The organism is Microbacterium terricola, assembly GCF_027943945.1.
Lineage (GTDB): Bacteria > Actinomycetota > Actinomycetes > Actinomycetales > Microbacteriaceae > Microbacterium > Microbacterium terricola.
Genome location: NZ_AP027141.1, coordinates 1,406,460 through 1,421,787 on the forward strand (window position 1 = coordinate 1,406,460; position 15,328 = coordinate 1,421,787).

General features: G+C 70.8%; 13 protein-coding genes. 7 read left to right on the plus strand and 6 right to left on the minus strand.

The window, feature by feature from the left end; genetic code table 11:
• The gene (locus tag Microterr_RS06605; protein ID WP_263795461.1) at positions 1 to 1,029 is read right to left on the minus strand and encodes an alanine racemase; all 1,029 of its coding nucleotides are present in this window, start codon (positions 1,027 to 1,029) and stop codon (positions 1 to 3) included.
• Positions 1,026 to 1,769, minus strand: a complete 744-nt coding sequence (locus Microterr_RS06610; RefSeq protein ID WP_263795460.1) for an alanine racemase C-terminal domain-containing protein — start codon at positions 1,767 to 1,769, stop codon at positions 1,026 to 1,028. Before Microterr_RS06610 ends, Microterr_RS06605 begins: the two co-directional genes overlap by 4 nt.
• Before the next feature lie 44 nt (positions 1,770 to 1,813).
• Here Microterr_RS06610 and Microterr_RS06615 point away from each other — a divergent pair, with 44 nt between their 5' ends.
• Complete coding sequence (locus tag Microterr_RS06615) at positions 1,814 to 2,836, plus strand: sugar-transfer associated ATP-grasp domain-containing protein (RefSeq protein ID WP_263795459.1); 1,023 nt, start codon at positions 1,814 to 1,816, stop codon at positions 2,834 to 2,836.
• 188 nt (positions 2,837 to 3,024) lie between these two features.
• Here Microterr_RS06615 and Microterr_RS06620 read toward each other — a convergent pair whose 3' ends face one another.
• The 3 genes from Microterr_RS06620 to Microterr_RS06630 form a co-directional block, all read right to left on the minus strand.
• Positions 3,025 to 3,738, minus strand: coding sequence for a coenzyme F420-0:L-glutamate ligase (locus tag Microterr_RS06620; RefSeq protein WP_263795458.1), 714 nt, complete (start codon positions 3,736 to 3,738; stop codon positions 3,025 to 3,027).
• Positions 3,735 to 5,156 carry an RNA polymerase sigma factor gene (locus tag Microterr_RS06625; protein ID WP_263795457.1) on the minus strand — a complete coding sequence of 474 codons (1,422 nt, stop codon included), beginning with the start codon at positions 5,154 to 5,156 and terminating at the stop codon, positions 3,735 to 3,737. Before Microterr_RS06625 ends, Microterr_RS06620 begins: the two co-directional genes overlap by 4 nt.
• A 241-nt stretch (positions 5,157 to 5,397) precedes the next feature.
• On the minus strand, positions 5,398 to 6,318 hold the full coding sequence (locus Microterr_RS06630; RefSeq protein ID WP_263795456.1) for a proteasome assembly chaperone family protein: 921 nt from the start codon (positions 6,316 to 6,318) through the stop codon (positions 5,398 to 5,400).
• A 102-nt stretch (positions 6,319 to 6,420) separates the two neighbouring features.
• On the opposite strand from Microterr_RS06630, the gene Microterr_RS06635 reads away from it, so the two are divergent.
• From Microterr_RS06635 to sucB, 3 genes are all read left to right on the plus strand, one after another.
• A complete protein-coding gene (locus tag Microterr_RS06635) occupies positions 6,421 to 7,896 on the plus strand; it encodes a leucyl aminopeptidase (protein WP_263795455.1) in 1,476 nt (491 codons plus the stop codon).
• Complete coding sequence (lpdA, locus tag Microterr_RS06640) at positions 7,893 to 9,266, plus strand: dihydrolipoyl dehydrogenase (RefSeq protein WP_263795454.1); 1,374 nt, start codon at positions 7,893 to 7,895, stop codon at positions 9,264 to 9,266. Before Microterr_RS06635 ends, lpdA begins: the two co-directional genes overlap by 4 nt.
• Before the next feature lie 70 nt (positions 9,267 to 9,336).
• A complete protein-coding gene (gene sucB / locus Microterr_RS06645; RefSeq protein WP_263795453.1) occupies positions 9,337 to 11,058 on the plus strand; it encodes a 2-oxoglutarate dehydrogenase, E2 component, dihydrolipoamide succinyltransferase in 1,722 nt (573 codons plus the stop codon).
• Between the two features lie 17 nt (positions 11,059 to 11,075).
• On the opposite strand, the gene Microterr_RS06650 is transcribed toward sucB, so the two are convergent.
• On the minus strand, positions 11,076 to 12,353 hold the full coding sequence (locus Microterr_RS06650; protein ID WP_263795452.1) for a hypothetical protein: 1,278 nt from the start codon (positions 12,351 to 12,353) through the stop codon (positions 11,076 to 11,078).
• Positions 12,354 to 12,476: 123 nt separating this feature from the next.
• On the opposite strand from Microterr_RS06650, the gene Microterr_RS06655 reads away from it, so the two are divergent.
• The 3 genes from Microterr_RS06655 to glnA all read left to right on the plus strand — a co-directional run bounded on the left by Microterr_RS06655 (position 12,477) and on the right by glnA (position 15,144).
• Positions 12,477 to 13,187, plus strand: a complete 711-nt coding sequence (locus Microterr_RS06655; protein ID WP_263795451.1) for a DUF4191 domain-containing protein — start codon at positions 12,477 to 12,479, stop codon at positions 13,185 to 13,187.
• Position 13,188: 1 nt separating this feature from the next.
• On the plus strand, positions 13,189 to 13,617 hold the full coding sequence (locus Microterr_RS06660; protein ID WP_263795450.1) for an RDD family protein: 429 nt from the start codon (positions 13,189 to 13,191) through the stop codon (positions 13,615 to 13,617).
• 102 nt (positions 13,618 to 13,719) lie between these two features.
• Positions 13,720 to 15,144, plus strand: a complete 1,425-nt coding sequence (glnA, locus tag Microterr_RS06665; RefSeq protein WP_263795449.1) for a type I glutamate--ammonia ligase — start codon at positions 13,720 to 13,722, stop codon at positions 15,142 to 15,144.
• Positions 15,145 to 15,328 lie beyond the last annotated feature (184 nt).

Sequence of the window (15,328 nt, forward strand, 5' to 3'; positions counted from 1 at the left end):
TCAGCTCGACCGGTAGTCCCTGTCCACCAGGGGTGAGATCCGCAGCGCGATCTCCTCGCCGATCGACCCGATCCGCTCGGCCAGATCGGTCGCGGACGCCGCGCCTTCGCCGTAGACGGTGACGACGTCGCCGACGGCGGCGTCTTCCCAGCGGTCGACGATGCTCTGCTCGAGACCGAGGGCCCGCAGCGGCCGCATGCCGCCGGGTGTGCGCACGTCGACCAGCCCGGCCAGGGTGGACGGCAGGCCGTCCAGCGCGCCGATGCCGATGACGGCGTGCTCGTCGTCAAGGCGGATGACGGATGCCGTCAGCGCCGCGATCGGGCGGACCCCCAGTTCCGGCTCCCCCGGACCGCCGGCGGGGCGGATCCCGTAGGCGAACGCGCCGATGCGCGCGAGGTCGTACCGGAACTCCGGCCGCGCGAACGCGGCGGCGCTCGCGGACAGATGCCGCAGCGAAGGCCGGAGGCCGGCCTCCTGCGCCGTCTGCACGGCGGCGTCGAACGCGGCACGAGCGGCGTCGTCCTCGGCATCGGAGGCCTCGGCGATGTGGCTCCAGATGCCGACGACCTCGAGGATGCCGTCCGCCTCCAGCGCGGCCGCGCGCGCGACGAAATCCGGCCAGTGCTCCGGCCGCACGCCGTTGCGGTGCAGGCCGGAGTCGATCTTCAGGTGCACGCGGGCGCGTCCGCCCGCTGCCGCGACGTCCTCGAGCAGGAGGGCGTCGCCGACACCGATGTCGAGATCGGCGGCGACGGCGCGCGCCGCCTCCTCCGCGGTGGCGACGATCCACACGAAGATCCGGGCCTCGGGGCCGAGCTCGGCGCGCACCTGCAGGCCGGTGCGGACGTCGAAGGCGCCGAACCACTGCACGCCCTCGCTCCACGCGCGGGCGACGATCGGCGCGAGGCCGTGGTTGTAGGCGTCGTCCTTCACGACGAGCATGTGCGCGGCGGGCGCGACCTGCGCGCGGACGCGGCGCAGGTTCTCGGCGAAGGCGTCGAGGTCGACGCGCAGGACGGCGCTCACGACGTGTGCTCCCGCTGACTGCGGGTGCCGACCGCGGTGACGATCTCGGCAGCCGTCAGGCCTGTCGCGGCGGTCCAGGGTGCGAGCGACGGGTGCCCGGAGTCGGGGTCGCCGAAGAACTCCACGTGGTCGCCGCGCTCGACGGAGGCATCGCCGATGTCGACGACGCACACGTCCATCGCGACGCGTCCGATGAGGGGCCGTCGCGCACCGGCGACGAGCACGTCCACCGCGCCGCCCAGCGAGCGGACGATGCCTTGGGCGTAGCCGCCGGTGACGAGCGCGATCCGCGTGTCGGCCGGCGCCCGATGCAGGTACCCGTACGAGACGCCCTCGCCGGCACGGAGCTCCTTCACGCTCAGCACGAAGCCGCGCAGGTGCATGACCGGCCGTCCGCCCGAACCAGGGAGGCCGTAGAGGGCGGCGGCGTCGAGCGTGGCGCCGGCATCGGCGCCGGCATCGGGCTCGGCACGGTAGCGCGCAGCATCCGCTCCGTCGCGCCCGCCCGGCAGGCTCGACTGCTTCACGATCACGGCGTCGACCCCCACCCCGAACAGCGTGCGGGCGACGAGTCTCTCGCCATGGCCCCACGCATCGTGGCGCAGGTCGGCGACCGTCTCTCCTCCGCCTGCCGCCGCGAGGAGGGCCGCCGCGTTCGCGCGGAGAGCGCTGTGATCGATCGAGGCGACGGGTGCGCTCCTGCGCGGACCGGGGGTCTCGCCCAGGGTCGCCGCAGTCACGCTGACTAGACTATCGGGGTCCCCGTCCCGATCCCGGAGCATCCATGTCACAGCAGGGCCTCGGCCTCTCGTCCCGCCTCCGCTACCTCGCCGGCCGCGCCCGCCGCATCGACGTCGGGTCCGTGGTCGACCGCGCGAAGGAGGCCGCCGAGCTGCACGACAAGTGGACGCCGGCGGTGCTGGTGGACATGCTGTGGCAGGCCGGGTTCCGCAACGTCGGGTTCCAGGACTACATCGACTACGACTTCGCCATCCTGACCCGCGCCGAGCGCGACACGTACATGACGCACCCGGTGTCGAACCAGATCTCGCAGAAGTACGACCACCCCGACTTCCGGCACCTGTTCCAGGACAAGATCGCCTTCGACCGCACGTTCGACCCGTTCCTGCGCCGTGAGTGGATGGTCGTCGAGCCGGGCAACGCCGCCGAGGTGCGCGCTCTCGCGGAGCGTCTCGGCACCATCGTCACGAAGGAGCCGGTCGGTCAGGCCGGCACCGGAGTGCACCGCTACCACGCCGCCGAGATCGACGACTGGGACGGCTTCCACCGGGGTCTGCTCGAGCGCGGCGAGCTGCTCATCGAAGAGGTCATCCGCCAGCATCCCGATCTGGCCGCGGTCTGCCCCGGCACCGTCAACACGACGCGGGTGACGGCGTTCTTCGACGGAGAGCGGACCCACATCCTGGCGATGGCGCAGAAGTTCGGCCGTGGCGCCGTCAGCGACCAGATGACGTTCGGCGGCTTCTACACGATGCTCGACGAGCACGGACATGCGACCGGCCCCGGGTACGACTCGCACGGCCACGTCCACGCGACGCACCCGGACTCGGGGGCGGTCATCGCCGACTTCCAGCTGCCGCTGTTCGACGAGGTCGCCGCGTTCGTCGACCAGGTCGCCCGCGTCGTGCCCCAGGTGCAGTACGTCGGCTGGGACATCGTGGTCACCCCCGAGGGTCCCGTGCTCGTGGAGGGCAACTGGGGCGCAGGGGTGTACGAGAACAAGCCCAGCGTCACCGGCATCCGCACGGGCCACAAGCCGCGCTACCGCGCCGCGATCGGGTTTTGACACGAGATGACTCAATGCGAGCGAAGCCCGCGTTGAGTCATCTGCGTGTCAAGGTCGAGTAGCGAGCTTGCGAGCGTATCGAGACCCCCCGTCCGTCCCGGAAACGCCGAAACCCACCTCTCGGCGTGAGACCTCGCCGCGGGGCGTGGGTCTCGACGCGAGAAGTGGGTCTCGGTGAGGTGTGCGGGTCAGGCCGGGCGGACGATGCCGAGCGGGGTCGACTCGTGGCCCTGGCCGAGCGGATTGTCGCGGAGGATCGCGACGAGGCGCTTCTCCCCCGCCTTGTCCAGGGTGGACCCGAGGATGTTGCCGCCCAGGTCGTTGATGTCGACGACCGCGACGTCCGCGTCCACCCCGAGCAGCGCCTTGAGGCGCTTCGCGACCTCGGTGGGCTTGTCGGGTCCGAGCACGACGGCCTTGTTGTAGGGCGGGATCGTGCCCTTGGTCGGCCCGTCGATCGCGCGCGCCTTGTCACCGGCGATGCGGTAGAAGTCACCCTTGCGTCCGAACGCCTTCGTGACCGCGGCGACGGCGGCGGCGAGCAGGATGCGGGGCGTCCCGCATTCGCGCAGGGCCATCTCCATCGTCTCGGGCATGCCGAGCCCGATGCCGTAGGGCGTGCGGGTGACGTACTTCGACAGGAAGAACGCGAGCCTGCGCGGCTGCACGGAATCGATCGGGAACGACCGGCCCTGCGTGATGGCGACGATCTTCTCGGTCACGAACAGCAGGTCGCCCTGCTGCACCTGGTCACCCGCGTACTCGGTGATGAACGCATCGAGGTCGTCACCGGGCATGACCACCCTGGTGCGGATCGGCACGCGCGCGTACGCGGTGCCCTCGATCGTGACCGTGAGGGACTTGCCGGCGTTCGCCTGCCCGGCCGTGGCGTCGCCGCTCATTCGAGGTAGTCCCGCAGCGACTGCGACCGCGAGGGGTGACGGAGCTTGGCCATCGTCTTGGACTCGATCTGGCGGATCCGCTCACGGGTGACGCCGAACGTGTCGCCGATCTGGTCGAGCGTCTTGGGCTGACCGTCGCCGAGGCCGAAGCGCATGCGGATCACGCCCGCCTCGCGCTCGCTGAGCGAGTCGAGGAGCGACTCGAGCTGACGCTGCAGCATGGTGAAGCCCACCGCGTCGGCCGGGACGACCGCCTCGGTGTCCTCGATGAGGTCTCCGAACTCGCTGTCGCCGTCCTCACCGAGGGGCGTGTGCAGCGAGATCGGCTCGCGGCCGTACTTCTGCACCTCGATGACCTTCTCGGGGGTCATGTCGAGCTCGCGGCTGAGCTCCTCGGGCGTGGGCTCGCGGCCCAGGTCCTGGAGCATCTGCCGCTGCACGCGGGCGAGCTTGTTGATGACCTCGACCATGTGGACCGGGATGCGGATCGTGCGGGCCTGGTCGGCCATCGCGCGGGTGATCGCCTGACGGATCCACCACGTCGCATAGGTGGAGAACTTGAAGCCCTTCGTGTAGTCGAACTTCTCGACGGCACGGATGAGGCCCAGGTTGCCCTCCTGGATGAGGTCGAGGAACTGCATGCCGCGACCGGTGTAGCGCTTGGCGAGCGAGACGACCAGTCGCAGGTTCGCACCGAGCAGGTGGCTCTTCGCGCGCTGGCCGTCGCGGGCGACCCACTGCAGGTCCAGACCCAGCTGCTTCGACTTCTCGGCGGCCGACATGTGCGACAGCTTCTCTTCGGCGAACAGGCCCGCCTCGATGCGCATCGCGAGCTCGACCTCTTCGGCCGCGTTCAGCAGCGGCACCTTGCCGATCTGCTTCAGGTAGTCCTTGACCGGGTCGGCGGTGGCGCCGGTGATCTGGGTCGAGTAGACCGGGACGTCGTCCTCGTCCGAGGTGGAGATGACGATCGCGCCGGTGGGAAGCGGCTCGGAGAAGGCCGGCTTGGTCTCGGCCTCGTCGTCGTCCTCATCGGCGTCGGTGTCGGCGTCCGCGGGCGCCGTGGTCTTCGCGGCTGCGCCCTTGGCGTCGGTGTCGTCGTCCGTCTCGAGGTCGGTCGCGTCGATCTCGACGTCGTCCTCGAGCACGTCCTCTTCGTCTGACTCGTCCGCGGCCGTGGCCTTGGACGCCTTACGAGGGGCTGCCTTGGCCTTCGGCGCTGCCTTCGGTGCCGCCTTGGGCGCTGCCTTCGCCGCGGCGGGCGCCTTGGCCGCCGTCGTCTTCGCGGCCGGCTTCTTGGCTGCCGCGGCGGTGGTCTTCTTCGCGGGCTCCGCCTTCGTCGCGGCGCCTCCGGTCGTCTCGTCGGACGCGTCGGTGTCCTTCGCGGTGCGGGTGGTGGTCTTCGTGCCTGCGGTCACGGTTCGCCTTTCACCGGCGGACGGGGTGAACCGTCCGCGGTTGGGTTTCGGACACTAGTAAGACCCTTGTCAAGTCCCGGATGACGGCGCACCAGGCGCCGAACCGGTTTGACAACGGGTCAGATGGTCTATTCTCGCACACTTGTCGCGCGCTGCTTGCGCCGGCGCACGCCTGTGGAGTATCACAACCTTCAACCGCGCGCCGTGGCACGGCATTCCCCGCGACGAGTGCCGGTGGCGGTCAGGAGCGGCGGTCGTCGTCGCCGTGCGGGCGCGTGGCCAGGAAGCGCTCCAGCTCGGCCGCGAGTTCGTCGGCGCTCGGCAGATCGCCCGTGTGGATCATCGGCGTGGCCAAGGTCGATCCGGCCATGTAGGCGTCGTAGCGCTCCTCGAGGCCCTGCAGCATCCGGGCGAGCTCATCGCTGCCGGACACCTGGTCGTCGACCTTCGCGAGGTACTCGCGGTTCTCGTCGCGCAGCGAGTCGCCGCTGAAGACGAGACCCGTGGCTGCGGTCAGGCTGTCGAGCCCCGCCAGGGCCGCTGCGGGATAGTCCGTATCGGCCAGATAGTGCGGAACGAGCAGGGCGAACCCGGCGACCACGGCGCCGGCCTCGGCGAAGCGGTACTCCAGCAGGTGGCCGATGCTCGCGGGGACCTGGGTGTGCGGCTTCCAGACCGAGTGGGCCTCGGTCAGCTCCGCGCGTGTGCCGCTCACGGTCGCGCCGATCGGGCGGGTGTGCGGCACCGGCATGGGGATCGCGTGCACCCATGTCACGGTCGACACCTCGTAGGCCTCGGCCAGCGCCAGCACCGCCTGGGTGAACGCATCCCAGGCGAAGTCGGGCTCGTAGCCGGCCAGGCTCAGGAACGGCTGACCGAACGCGTCGTGCGCGAGCGCGAGCTCGAGGCGAGCAGGGCGGTACCCGGTGAGGTGGTCCTGGTCGAACGAGATGAGCGGACGCCGCGCGCGATAGTCGAGCAGCACATCGTTCGAGAACGACGCGATTGGCGCGAGGTCGAGGTCGTCACGCAGGTAGTCGACCAGACGGGCGACGGCGCCGCCCGCGTCGGTGAAGCCGGTCAGCGTGATGACCAGCGGCAGGCCGCGCGGAACGCTCGGCGCGGTGGCGACGGTCTCATACAGCGCGGCGGACGAAGGCATGACTCAATGCTACGAGCCGCCCGGGACGGACGGCGCGCGCGCGTCCCGCTCACAGCGAACATCCGCGGCGGGGCCCGCGCGGCGCGTCCCTAGGATGGGTGCATGTCGCTCCCCGAGCTCACCTTCAGCACGTCCCCCCTCCGAGACTCCGACGCCGACGCGATCCTCCTCGCCGTGCCCGCCCTGGCTGGTGCCGCGCCGGGGGCGTTCGACGGCTGGCCCGGGCTGGAGGCGACGCTGCAGGCGGTCGGCTTCACGGGTGCCGTCGGCTCGTATCAGCGGCTCCACGTCCCCGCGAGCGTCGAGCGACCCCTCGCGGTCGTGGGGCTCGGCGGCAGCACTGACGTCGCCGCCGTGCGGGATGCCGTCGGCGCAGGTCTGCGTCAGCTGACCGGGTTCGCCACCGTCGCCGTCGGGCTGCTCGTCGACGACGCCGCACTGACGCAGGCGGCGGCCGAGGGCGCGACGCTGGGTGGCTACCGGTTCGACGGCTACAAGACCGAGGCCCCGAAACCCCGCGCCGCGCAGGTCGTCGTGCACGGCGCATCCCTGACCGACGAGCAGGTCGCCGCCGTGCGCGCGGGAGCTGCGGCCGTGGCGCTCGTGAAGGACCTCGTGTCGATCCCGGCCGAATGGCTCGGGCCGGACGACTTCGCGCAGCGCGCCGTCACGGCCGTGGCGGACCTCCCCGTCGAGGTGACGGTGCTCGACGAGCAGGCGCTGCGCGACGGCGGCTACGGAGGCATCGTCGGGGTCGGGCAGGGATCCGACCGGCCGCCACGACTCGTGCGGCTGGATTACGCACCGGCCGGCGCCTCGCGCCATATCGCTCTGGTCGGCAAGGGCATCACGTTCGACACCGGCGGCCTCTCGCTCAAGCCCGCTGCCGGCATGGTCGGCATGAAGTACGACATGTGCGGCGCGGCGACCGCCCTGGCCGTCCTGCGCGCGATCGCCGAGCGCGGCCTCCCCATCCGGGTGACGGCCTGGCTGTGCGTCGCGGACAACATGCCGTCGGGCCGGGCGACCCGCCCGGGAGATGTCGTGCGCATCCTCGACGGCACGACGGTCGAGGTGCTCAACACCGATGCGGAGGGGCGCCTCGTGCTCGCGGACGGACTCGTCGCCGCCAGCCGGGAGCACCCCGACGTGATCGTCGACGTCGCCACGCTCACCGGTGCCATCACCGTCGCGCTGGGCACCCGGCACGCCGGGGTCATGGGCGATGACGACGCGGTCGCCGGCTACCTCGCCGCCGCCGAGGCCGCAGGGGAGCTCGCGTGGCGACTGCCCCTCCCCGCCCACATGACCGAGGAGCTGGACTCCCCCATCGCCGACCTCCAGAACGCGAAGATCGGCGATCCCGCCGGTGGATCCCTGTTCGCCGGTCTCTTCCTGCGCCACTTCGTCGGTCGCGTGTCGGACGAGGCCGATGCCCCCCGCATCCCGTGGGTGCACCTGGATATCGCCGGCGTCGGCATGAACAAGGGCGGCGGGTTCGGCTACACGGACAAGGGACCGACCGGAGCGACCGTCCGATCGCTGATCGGCTACATCGAGGGCGAGGCGGCAGCATGACCGAGCACACGTTCGACCTGGTGGTCCTCGGCGGCGGGAGCGGCGGCTACGCAGCCGCGCTGCGTGCCGCCGAGCTCGGGCGCTCCGTGGCACTGATCGAGAAGGACAAGGTCGGCGGGACGTGCCTGCACCGCGGCTGCATCCCCACGAAGGCGCTGCTGCACGCCGCAGACGTCGCCGAATCCGCGAAGGATGCTGCGGCTGTCGGTGTCCGCGCGACGTTCGAGGGTGTCGACCCCGCCGGTGTGCGGACCTATCGCGAGGGGATCGTCGCCAAGAAGTACAAGGGACTGCAGGGGCTCGTCGCCGCACGCGGGATCACCGTCGTCGCCGGCGAGGGGCGGCTCGAGGCCGGTCCGGCTGTGCGGGTCGGCGACGACCTCTACCGGGGCACCGACGTCGTGCTGGCGACGGGCTCGTACAGCAGGAGCCTCCCCGGCCTCGAGATCGGCGGCCGCGTCCTCACCAGCGAGCACGCGCTCGAGCTCGACGAGATCCCCGGTCGGGTGGTCATCCTCGGCGGCGGCGTGATCGGGGTCGAGTTCGCGAGCGTGTGGCGCTCCTTCGGCTCGGACGTCACGATCGTCGAGGCGCTCGACCACCTCGTGCCCAATGAGGACATCGCTCTGAGCAAGGCGGTCGAGCGCGCCTTCCGCAAACGCGGCATCGTCTCTTCGCTGGGCGTTCGATTCGCCGGCGTGACGCAGACCGACGACACCGTGACCGTCAGCCTCGAGAACGGCACCGCCATCGAGGCCGACTACCTCCTCGTCGCCGTCGGGCGCGGACCTGCCACCGATGGGCGGGGATACGCCGAGACGGGCGTCGAGCTCGACCGCGGTTTCGTCCGCACGGACGAGCGCCTCCGCACCGCCGTGCCGCATGTGTGGGCCGTGGGCGACATCGTGCAGGGTCTCCAGCTGGCGCACCGAGGATTCCAGCAGGGCATCTTCGTCGCGGAGGAGATCGCAGGACTGTCGCCGGTGCTCGTGCCGGATGTCCAGATCCCGCGCGTGACCTACTCGAGTCCCGAGGTCGCATCGGTCGGGCTCACCCAGGCGCAGGCCGTCGCCGCGCACGGCGAAGCCGGGGTGGTGGCCTACGAGTACAACCTGGCGGGAAACGGCCGCAGCGAGATCATCGGAACGGCGGGCCTGGTGAAGGTGGTGCGTGCCGTCGACGGCCCGGTCCTCGGCGTGCACCTGGTCGGCGATCGGGTCGGCGAGCTCATCACGGAGGGTCAGCTCGCGGTCGGGTGGGAGGCGCATCCGGAAGACATCGCGCCGTTCATCCACGCGCACCCGACCCAGAGTGAGGCCCTGGGCGAGGCCTTCCTCGCGCTCGCGGGCAAGCCGCTGCACGCGCTCTGAACGCAGACACCCCCGGCTCCGCGCATCACTAAGCTAGACACAGACATCGAATCTTGAAGGAGACAAGTCCATGAGCACTTCCGTGGTCCTCCCCGCGCTCGGCGAGAGCGTCACCGAGGGTACGGTCACCCGCTGGCTCAAGCAGGTCGGCGACACCGTTCAGGAGGACGAGGGACTCCTCGAGATCTCCACCGACAAGGTCGACACCGAGATTCCCTCGCCCGTCAGCGGCGTGATCGAAGAGATCCTCGTGCAGGAGGACGAGACCGTCGAGGTCGGCGCCGTCCTGGCGAAGATCGGCGACGGCTCGGGTGCGGCCGCGGAGGCCCCCGCTGAGCAGCCCGCTGAGGCTCCTGCCGCTGAGGCCCCCGCCGAGCAGCCCGCTGCCGAGCAGCCTGCTGCGGAGGCACCTGCGGCCGAGGCCCAGCCCGCGGCGAGCGGCGAGGGCAAGGACGTCGTCCTCCCCGAACTCGGCGAGAGCGTGACCGAGGGCACCGTGACCCGCTGGCTCAAGGCCGTCGGCGACAGCGTCGAGGTCGATGAGCCGCTGCTGGAGATCTCCACCGACAAGGTCGACACCGAGATCCCGTCGCCCTTCGCGGGCGTGCTCCAGGCCATCCTGGTCGGCGAGGACGAGACCGTCGAGGTCGGTGCAGCGCTCGCGCGCATCGGCGACAGCGCCGCACCCGCGGCCGAGACTCCTGCCGCCCCGGCGGCTGAGGCGCCGGCGGAGACGCCTGCTCCCGCGGCCGAGGCTCCGGCGCCCGCCGCCCCGGCTCCCGCAGCTCCGGCTCCGGCCGCTGCTGCTCCTGCCGCTGCCGCTGCCGCTCCGGCTCCTGCCGCTGCTCCGGCCGCTGCTGCCGCAGCCGCCGTCGGTGAGGACGTCGCGTACGTCACCCCGCTGGTGCGCCGCCTGGCTCAGCAGCAGGGTGTCGACCTCGGCACCGTGACCGGCACCGGCGTCGGCGGACGCATCCGCAAGGAGGACGTGCTGAAGGCCGCCGAGGCGGCGAAGGCGCCGGCCGCGCCCGCAGCCGCACCGGCCGCTCCGGCTCCCGCACCGCTCGAGGTGTCGCCGCTGCGCGGCACGACGCAGCCGTTCTCCCGCCTGCGCAAGGTCCTCGCCGAGCGCGCTGTCGCCTCGATGCAGCAGACCGCACAGCTCACGACCGTCGTGAAGGTCGACGTCACGAAGGTGGCCGGCTACCGCACCGCGGTGCAGTCCGACTTCGTCGCCAAGACGGGCGGCAAGCTGTCGTTCCTGCCGTTCTTCGTGCTCGCCGCGGCCGAGGCCCTCCAGGCCTACCCCGTCGTGAACGCGACGGTCGACGGCACGAACATCGTGTACCCGCAGACCGAGAACATCTCGATCGCGGTCGACACGGAGCGCGGACTGCTCACGCCGGTCCTCCGCGACGCGGGCACCAAGACGCTCGCCGAGATCTCGGGTGAGATCGCCGACCTGGCCGCACGCACGCGCGAGAACAAGCTGAAGCCCGACGAGCTCGCCGGCGGCACCTTCACGGTGACCAACACCGGTTCGCGCGGCGCCCTGTTCGACACGCCTGTGGTGTTCCTGCCGCAGTCGGCGATCCTCGGCACCGGCGCGGTCGTCAAGGAGCCCGGTGTCGTGAAGGTCGACGGCGTCGACGCCATCGGTATCCGCTCGTACGTGTACCTCGCGCTGTCGTACGATCACCGCATCGTCGACGGTGCGGATGCTGCGCGCTTCCTCGGTGCGGTCAAGGCCCGCCTCGAGGCGGCCGACTTCCAGGGCAACCTCGGCATCTGAGGCTGCGCAGCCCGTGATCATGGCTGCTCCGCGACGTCGTGGACGTCGCGGAGCAGCCATTTTCCGTCCCTGGCGACGAGCACGATGAGCTGAGATGCCGTCTTCCGCGCACGGGCATCGACGCGGAGCACGGCGGCACCGCCGAAGGAGTCCAGCAGGGTGATCTCCCGCTGATCCGCGGGAAGGTCCGTCACCCCCGCGGGAAACGTGCGTGAGGGGTCCTCGACCACGGCGCTCAGGCAGCTGGCCTCGCCCGCACACGCGGTGCGTGCGGTCAGCACGGCGTCGCCCGCGGCATCCAGGTCGCCGTCCGTGGACGCGACCGCGCTCGGCGCGGCGTCGGGCGGGCGCGGGGTGGCGGTCACGGAGGGCTGCGCCGCATTCCCCGTCGGAGCTGCCGTCGCCGGCTCCCCCGCGTCCGGCTCGGCCGGCCACAGCATCCCCACGGCCAGGACGACGCCGCACGCGGCCGCGGCGGCCACCCAGGCGCCGCGGCGACGTCCTCGAGGGCTGCCGGGAGCAGGCCGCAGTCGGCGCCACAGCCCGGTCGTCGCCCGAGAGACCATGTCGGCCAGCTCGCCGTCGACGTGACGGGCGATCGCACCGGCGAGCCATCCGCCGGCGCGGGCGACCTCCGCCGGTTCGTCCGAGCGCCACCGGTCGCCCGAGCCGGAGCTCGGGCCTGCGACGCCCAGCGCGCGCGGCTCGGACTGAGCGAAGAGCTCGGCCTCGAGCGCGTCCCACGCCACACGCGCGAACGGGTCGTCTCGCAGGGCGCGAGCCGCGGCGTCGAGAGCACCCTCGTCGCCCGCATCGTCCGCCAGCCGCCGGAGGAGATCGGCGGTCACCGTGAGGGCGGGGCTGTCGCCGACGTCGGTGGCCAGCACGGGGCGCCCGCCGTCCGTGAGCCACCACTGGCCGATCGTGTCGGCGCCGGCCTCTCTCGCGCCGCGCAGCACGCTGACCGCGAGGGTGACGGCCTCCCCCGCGGACAACGGGGCGTCCTGCCGCCTGTCGAGGAAGGCGTCGAGGCGCTCGGTGCACACCGGCAGCAGGACGCAGTGTCCCTCCGGCGTCCGCAGCACGTCGATCGGCGCGAGCAGGTGCTCCGCCTCTGTGCAGCCCCATCCCGTCCAGTCCGCGCCGAGGTCGGATGCGTCGACGCGGAGGCGCAGGGTGCCGTCGGCCGTGCGCACGAGCACTCCCGGCCACGGCGCCTCCGCAGCATCCATCCGCCGGACGTGACGGAGGACGCCCGTGAGCACGTCCGCGCCGGTCGGCGCTGTCGACATCATCCTCGTAGGCTCGCGCACGCTGCGTGTCGCGGGCGCGTTCCGCGCCGATCCGGGCACTCGGGCGTGCCGGGAGACCGTGGGGAGGAGCAGGCGCGAGGGCGACAAGTGGGTAGGCTGGGGGGTATGGCAGCTCGCAGTACCGCGCCGGAGAAGCGCCCCGGCTTCTTCTCGCAGATCCGGTCCCTCTACACGTTCACGCACGAGGCATACCGCTGGCTGCCGTTCCTGCTGGCGGGCATCCTGCTCGCCGGGATCGCCGCCGGCGTCGGCATCGGATTCCTGGTCCCGCCCGTTGCGGTCTGGAGCGTCATCCTGTGGGGCGTCACGGGCCTCATGGCGGGCGTCCTGGGCTCGCTCATGACGATGACACGACTGTCGACGCTGGCGATGTACCGCAAGCTCGACGGGATGCCGGGGGCCGCCGGTCACATCATGTCCACCGCGCTCGGGCGCCACTGGCAGGGCTCCGACATGCCGGTCGGCATCAACCCGAAGACGCAGGAGGCGGTCTACCGCGCCATCGGGCGCGGAGGCGTCGTCATCGTCGGCGAGGGCTCACGCGGCCGGCTCACCCGCCTGATCAACGACGAGCGCTCGAAGGCGCAGCGAGTGGCCTCCGGGGTGCCCGTGACGGTGCTCTACGTCGGACACGGCGACGATGATGTGCCGATCTCGAAGCTGGCGCCCACGATCAAGGCGCTGCCGAAGAAGATCGACCGCACCACGATGGCTGCGGTCATCAAGCGGGTCGACTCGGTGTCGCAGTCGCTCGCCTCCCTGCCCATCCCGAAGGGCATCGACCCCTCCAGGGTGCGCGCACCGCGCCCGCGCTGACATGACCTCGACGGACAACGCCTACCCGGGCGAGCGCCTCGGTCTGCCCGCCACCGGCAGCGGCTCGGTCGCGCGCTTCGGCCGCAGGGCCGGCGGCCTGATCGTCGACTACATCGCCGCCTCGCTCATCGCGACGGCGTTCCTCGGGTACGACCAGTTCGCGCTGCCGTCGGAGGCGGGGCTCACGCTCTTCTCCCCGCTGCTCGTCTTCGCGATCCTGCATCTGGTGTTCATCCCCACGATCGGCGGGAGCCCGGGGCACCGCATCTTCGGTCTGCGCCTGCAGCTCGTGAGCGGCGGCTGGGTCGGCCTGATGCGGCCCATCATCCGCACCCTGCTGCTGCTGATCGTGATCCCCGCGGTGATCTGGGATGCCGACCAGCGCGGCCTGCACGACAAGCTCGCCGGCACCGTGCTGGTGCGCGCGTAACATCCCGGAAACATTTGCGTCACTGCCGGGCAATGCCCTCCCGATAGCGTGCAGGTCAAGCCCCCTCGAGGTGGCCGTTCCTCACCCGATCTTGGAGACTCCATGTTCAAAGATTCATCCGAGGTGCTCGCGTTCATCAAGGACGAGGACGTCAAGTTCCTCGACATCCGCTTCACGGATCTTCCCGGTGTCCAGCAGCACTTCAACATCCCCGCTGCCACCGTCGATGAGGAGTTCTTCACCGTCGGCCAGCTCTTCGACGGCTCCTCGATCCGCGGATTCGCCAACATCCACGAGTCCGACATGCAGCTGATCCCCGATGTCACCACCGCGTACATCGATCAGTTCCGCGAGGCGAAGACCCTCATCATGATCTTCGACATCTACAACCCGCGCACCGGGGAGATCTACCACAAGGACCCGCGCCAGGTCGCGAAGAAGGCGGAGAAGTACCTCGCCTCGACCGGCATCGCCGACACCGCGTTCTTCGCCCCCGAGGCGGAGTTCTACATCTTCGATGACGTCCGCTACGAGGTGAAGCAGAACTCCAGCTTCTACAGCGTCGACTCCGAAGAGGGCGCATGGAACACCGGCCGCGTCGAAGAGGGCGGCAACCTCGCCAACAAGACCCCGTACAAGGGCGGCTACTTCCCGGTGAGCCCGGTCGACAAGACGGCCGATCTCCGTGACGACATCACGCTCAAGCTCATCGAGGCCGGCTTCGTCCTCGAGCGCTCGCACCACGAGGTGGGCACCGGCGGCCAGCAGGAGATCAACTACCGCTTCGACACGATGGTGCACTCGGCGGACGACATCCTGAAGTTCAAGTACATCGTCAAGAACACCGCAGAGCAGTGGGGCAAGGTCGCGACCTTCATGCCCAAGCCGCTCTTCGGCGACAACGGCTCCGGCATGCACACGCACCAGTCGCTGTGGCTCGACGGCAAGCCGCTGTTCTACGACGAGCAGGGCTACGGCGGCCTCTCCGACACCGCCCGCTGGTACATCGGCGGCCTGCTCGCGCACGCGCCCGCGGTCCTCGCGTTCACCAACCCGACGATCAACTCGTACAAGCGCCTGGTCAAGGGCTACGAGGCCCCGGTCAACCTGGTCTACTCGGCCGGAAACCGCTCGGCGGCCATCCGTATCCCGATCACGGGCACGAACCCCAAGGCCAAGCGCATCGAGTTCCGCGCGCCGGACGCCTCGGGCAACCCGTACCTCGCCTTCGCGGCGCAGATGATGGCGGGCCTCGACGGCATCCTGAACCGCATCGAGCCGCACGAGCCCGTGGACAAGGACCTCTACGAGCTGCCGCCCGAGGAGGCCAAGAACATCCCGCAGGTGCCGAACTCGCTGCTGGACTCGCTCGAGGCGCTGCGCGCGGACAACGAGTTCCTGACGCGCGGCAACGTGTTCACGCCCGAGCTCATCGAGACGTGGATCGAGTACAAGATCGAGAACGAGATCAAGCCGATCGCGGCACGCCCGCACCCGTTCGAGTACGAGCTGTACTTCGGGGTCTGACCTGGAATTTAGTGCCTAATCAGGTCTTTGCGACCTCCTCAGGACGCCCATAGTCCGGTCGAGCTCGCGAAACGAGCCTGTCTTCGGCTACCGCGCAGAGAAGGCCCCCTCCGTGACTGTCACGGAGGGGGCCTTCTCGATGCGCGCGGGGCGACCCGGACGGGGGTGTCCCCGAATCGCACCC

Bases quoted from the DNA above. Each gene is read 5' to 3' on its own strand.
- Microterr_RS06615 (WP_263795459.1), top strand. From the start codon at position 1,814: ATGTCACAGCAGGGCCTCGGCCTCTCGTCCCGCCTCCGCTACCTCGCC.
- Microterr_RS06620 (WP_263795458.1), bottom strand. From the start codon at position 3,738: ATGAGCGGCGACGCCACGGCCGGGCAGGCGAACGCCGGCAAGTCCCTC.
- Microterr_RS06630 (WP_263795456.1), bottom strand. From the start codon at position 6,318: ATGCCTTCGTCCGCCGCGCTGTATGAGACCGTCGCCACCGCGCCGAGC.
- Microterr_RS06635 (WP_263795455.1), top strand. From the start codon at position 6,421: ATGTCGCTCCCCGAGCTCACCTTCAGCACGTCCCCCCTCCGAGACTCC.
- lpdA (WP_263795454.1), top strand. From the start codon at position 7,893: ATGACCGAGCACACGTTCGACCTGGTGGTCCTCGGCGGCGGGAGCGGC.
- sucB (WP_263795453.1), top strand. From the start codon at position 9,337: ATGAGCACTTCCGTGGTCCTCCCCGCGCTCGGCGAGAGCGTCACCGAG.
- Microterr_RS06650 (WP_263795452.1), bottom strand. From the start codon at position 12,353: ATGATGTCGACAGCGCCGACCGGCGCGGACGTGCTCACGGGCGTCCTC.
- Microterr_RS06655 (WP_263795451.1), top strand. From the start codon at position 12,477: ATGGCAGCTCGCAGTACCGCGCCGGAGAAGCGCCCCGGCTTCTTCTCG.
- Microterr_RS06660 (WP_263795450.1), top strand. From the start codon at position 13,189: ATGACCTCGACGGACAACGCCTACCCGGGCGAGCGCCTCGGTCTGCCC.
- glnA (WP_263795449.1), top strand. From the start codon at position 13,720: ATGTTCAAAGATTCATCCGAGGTGCTCGCGTTCATCAAGGACGAGGAC.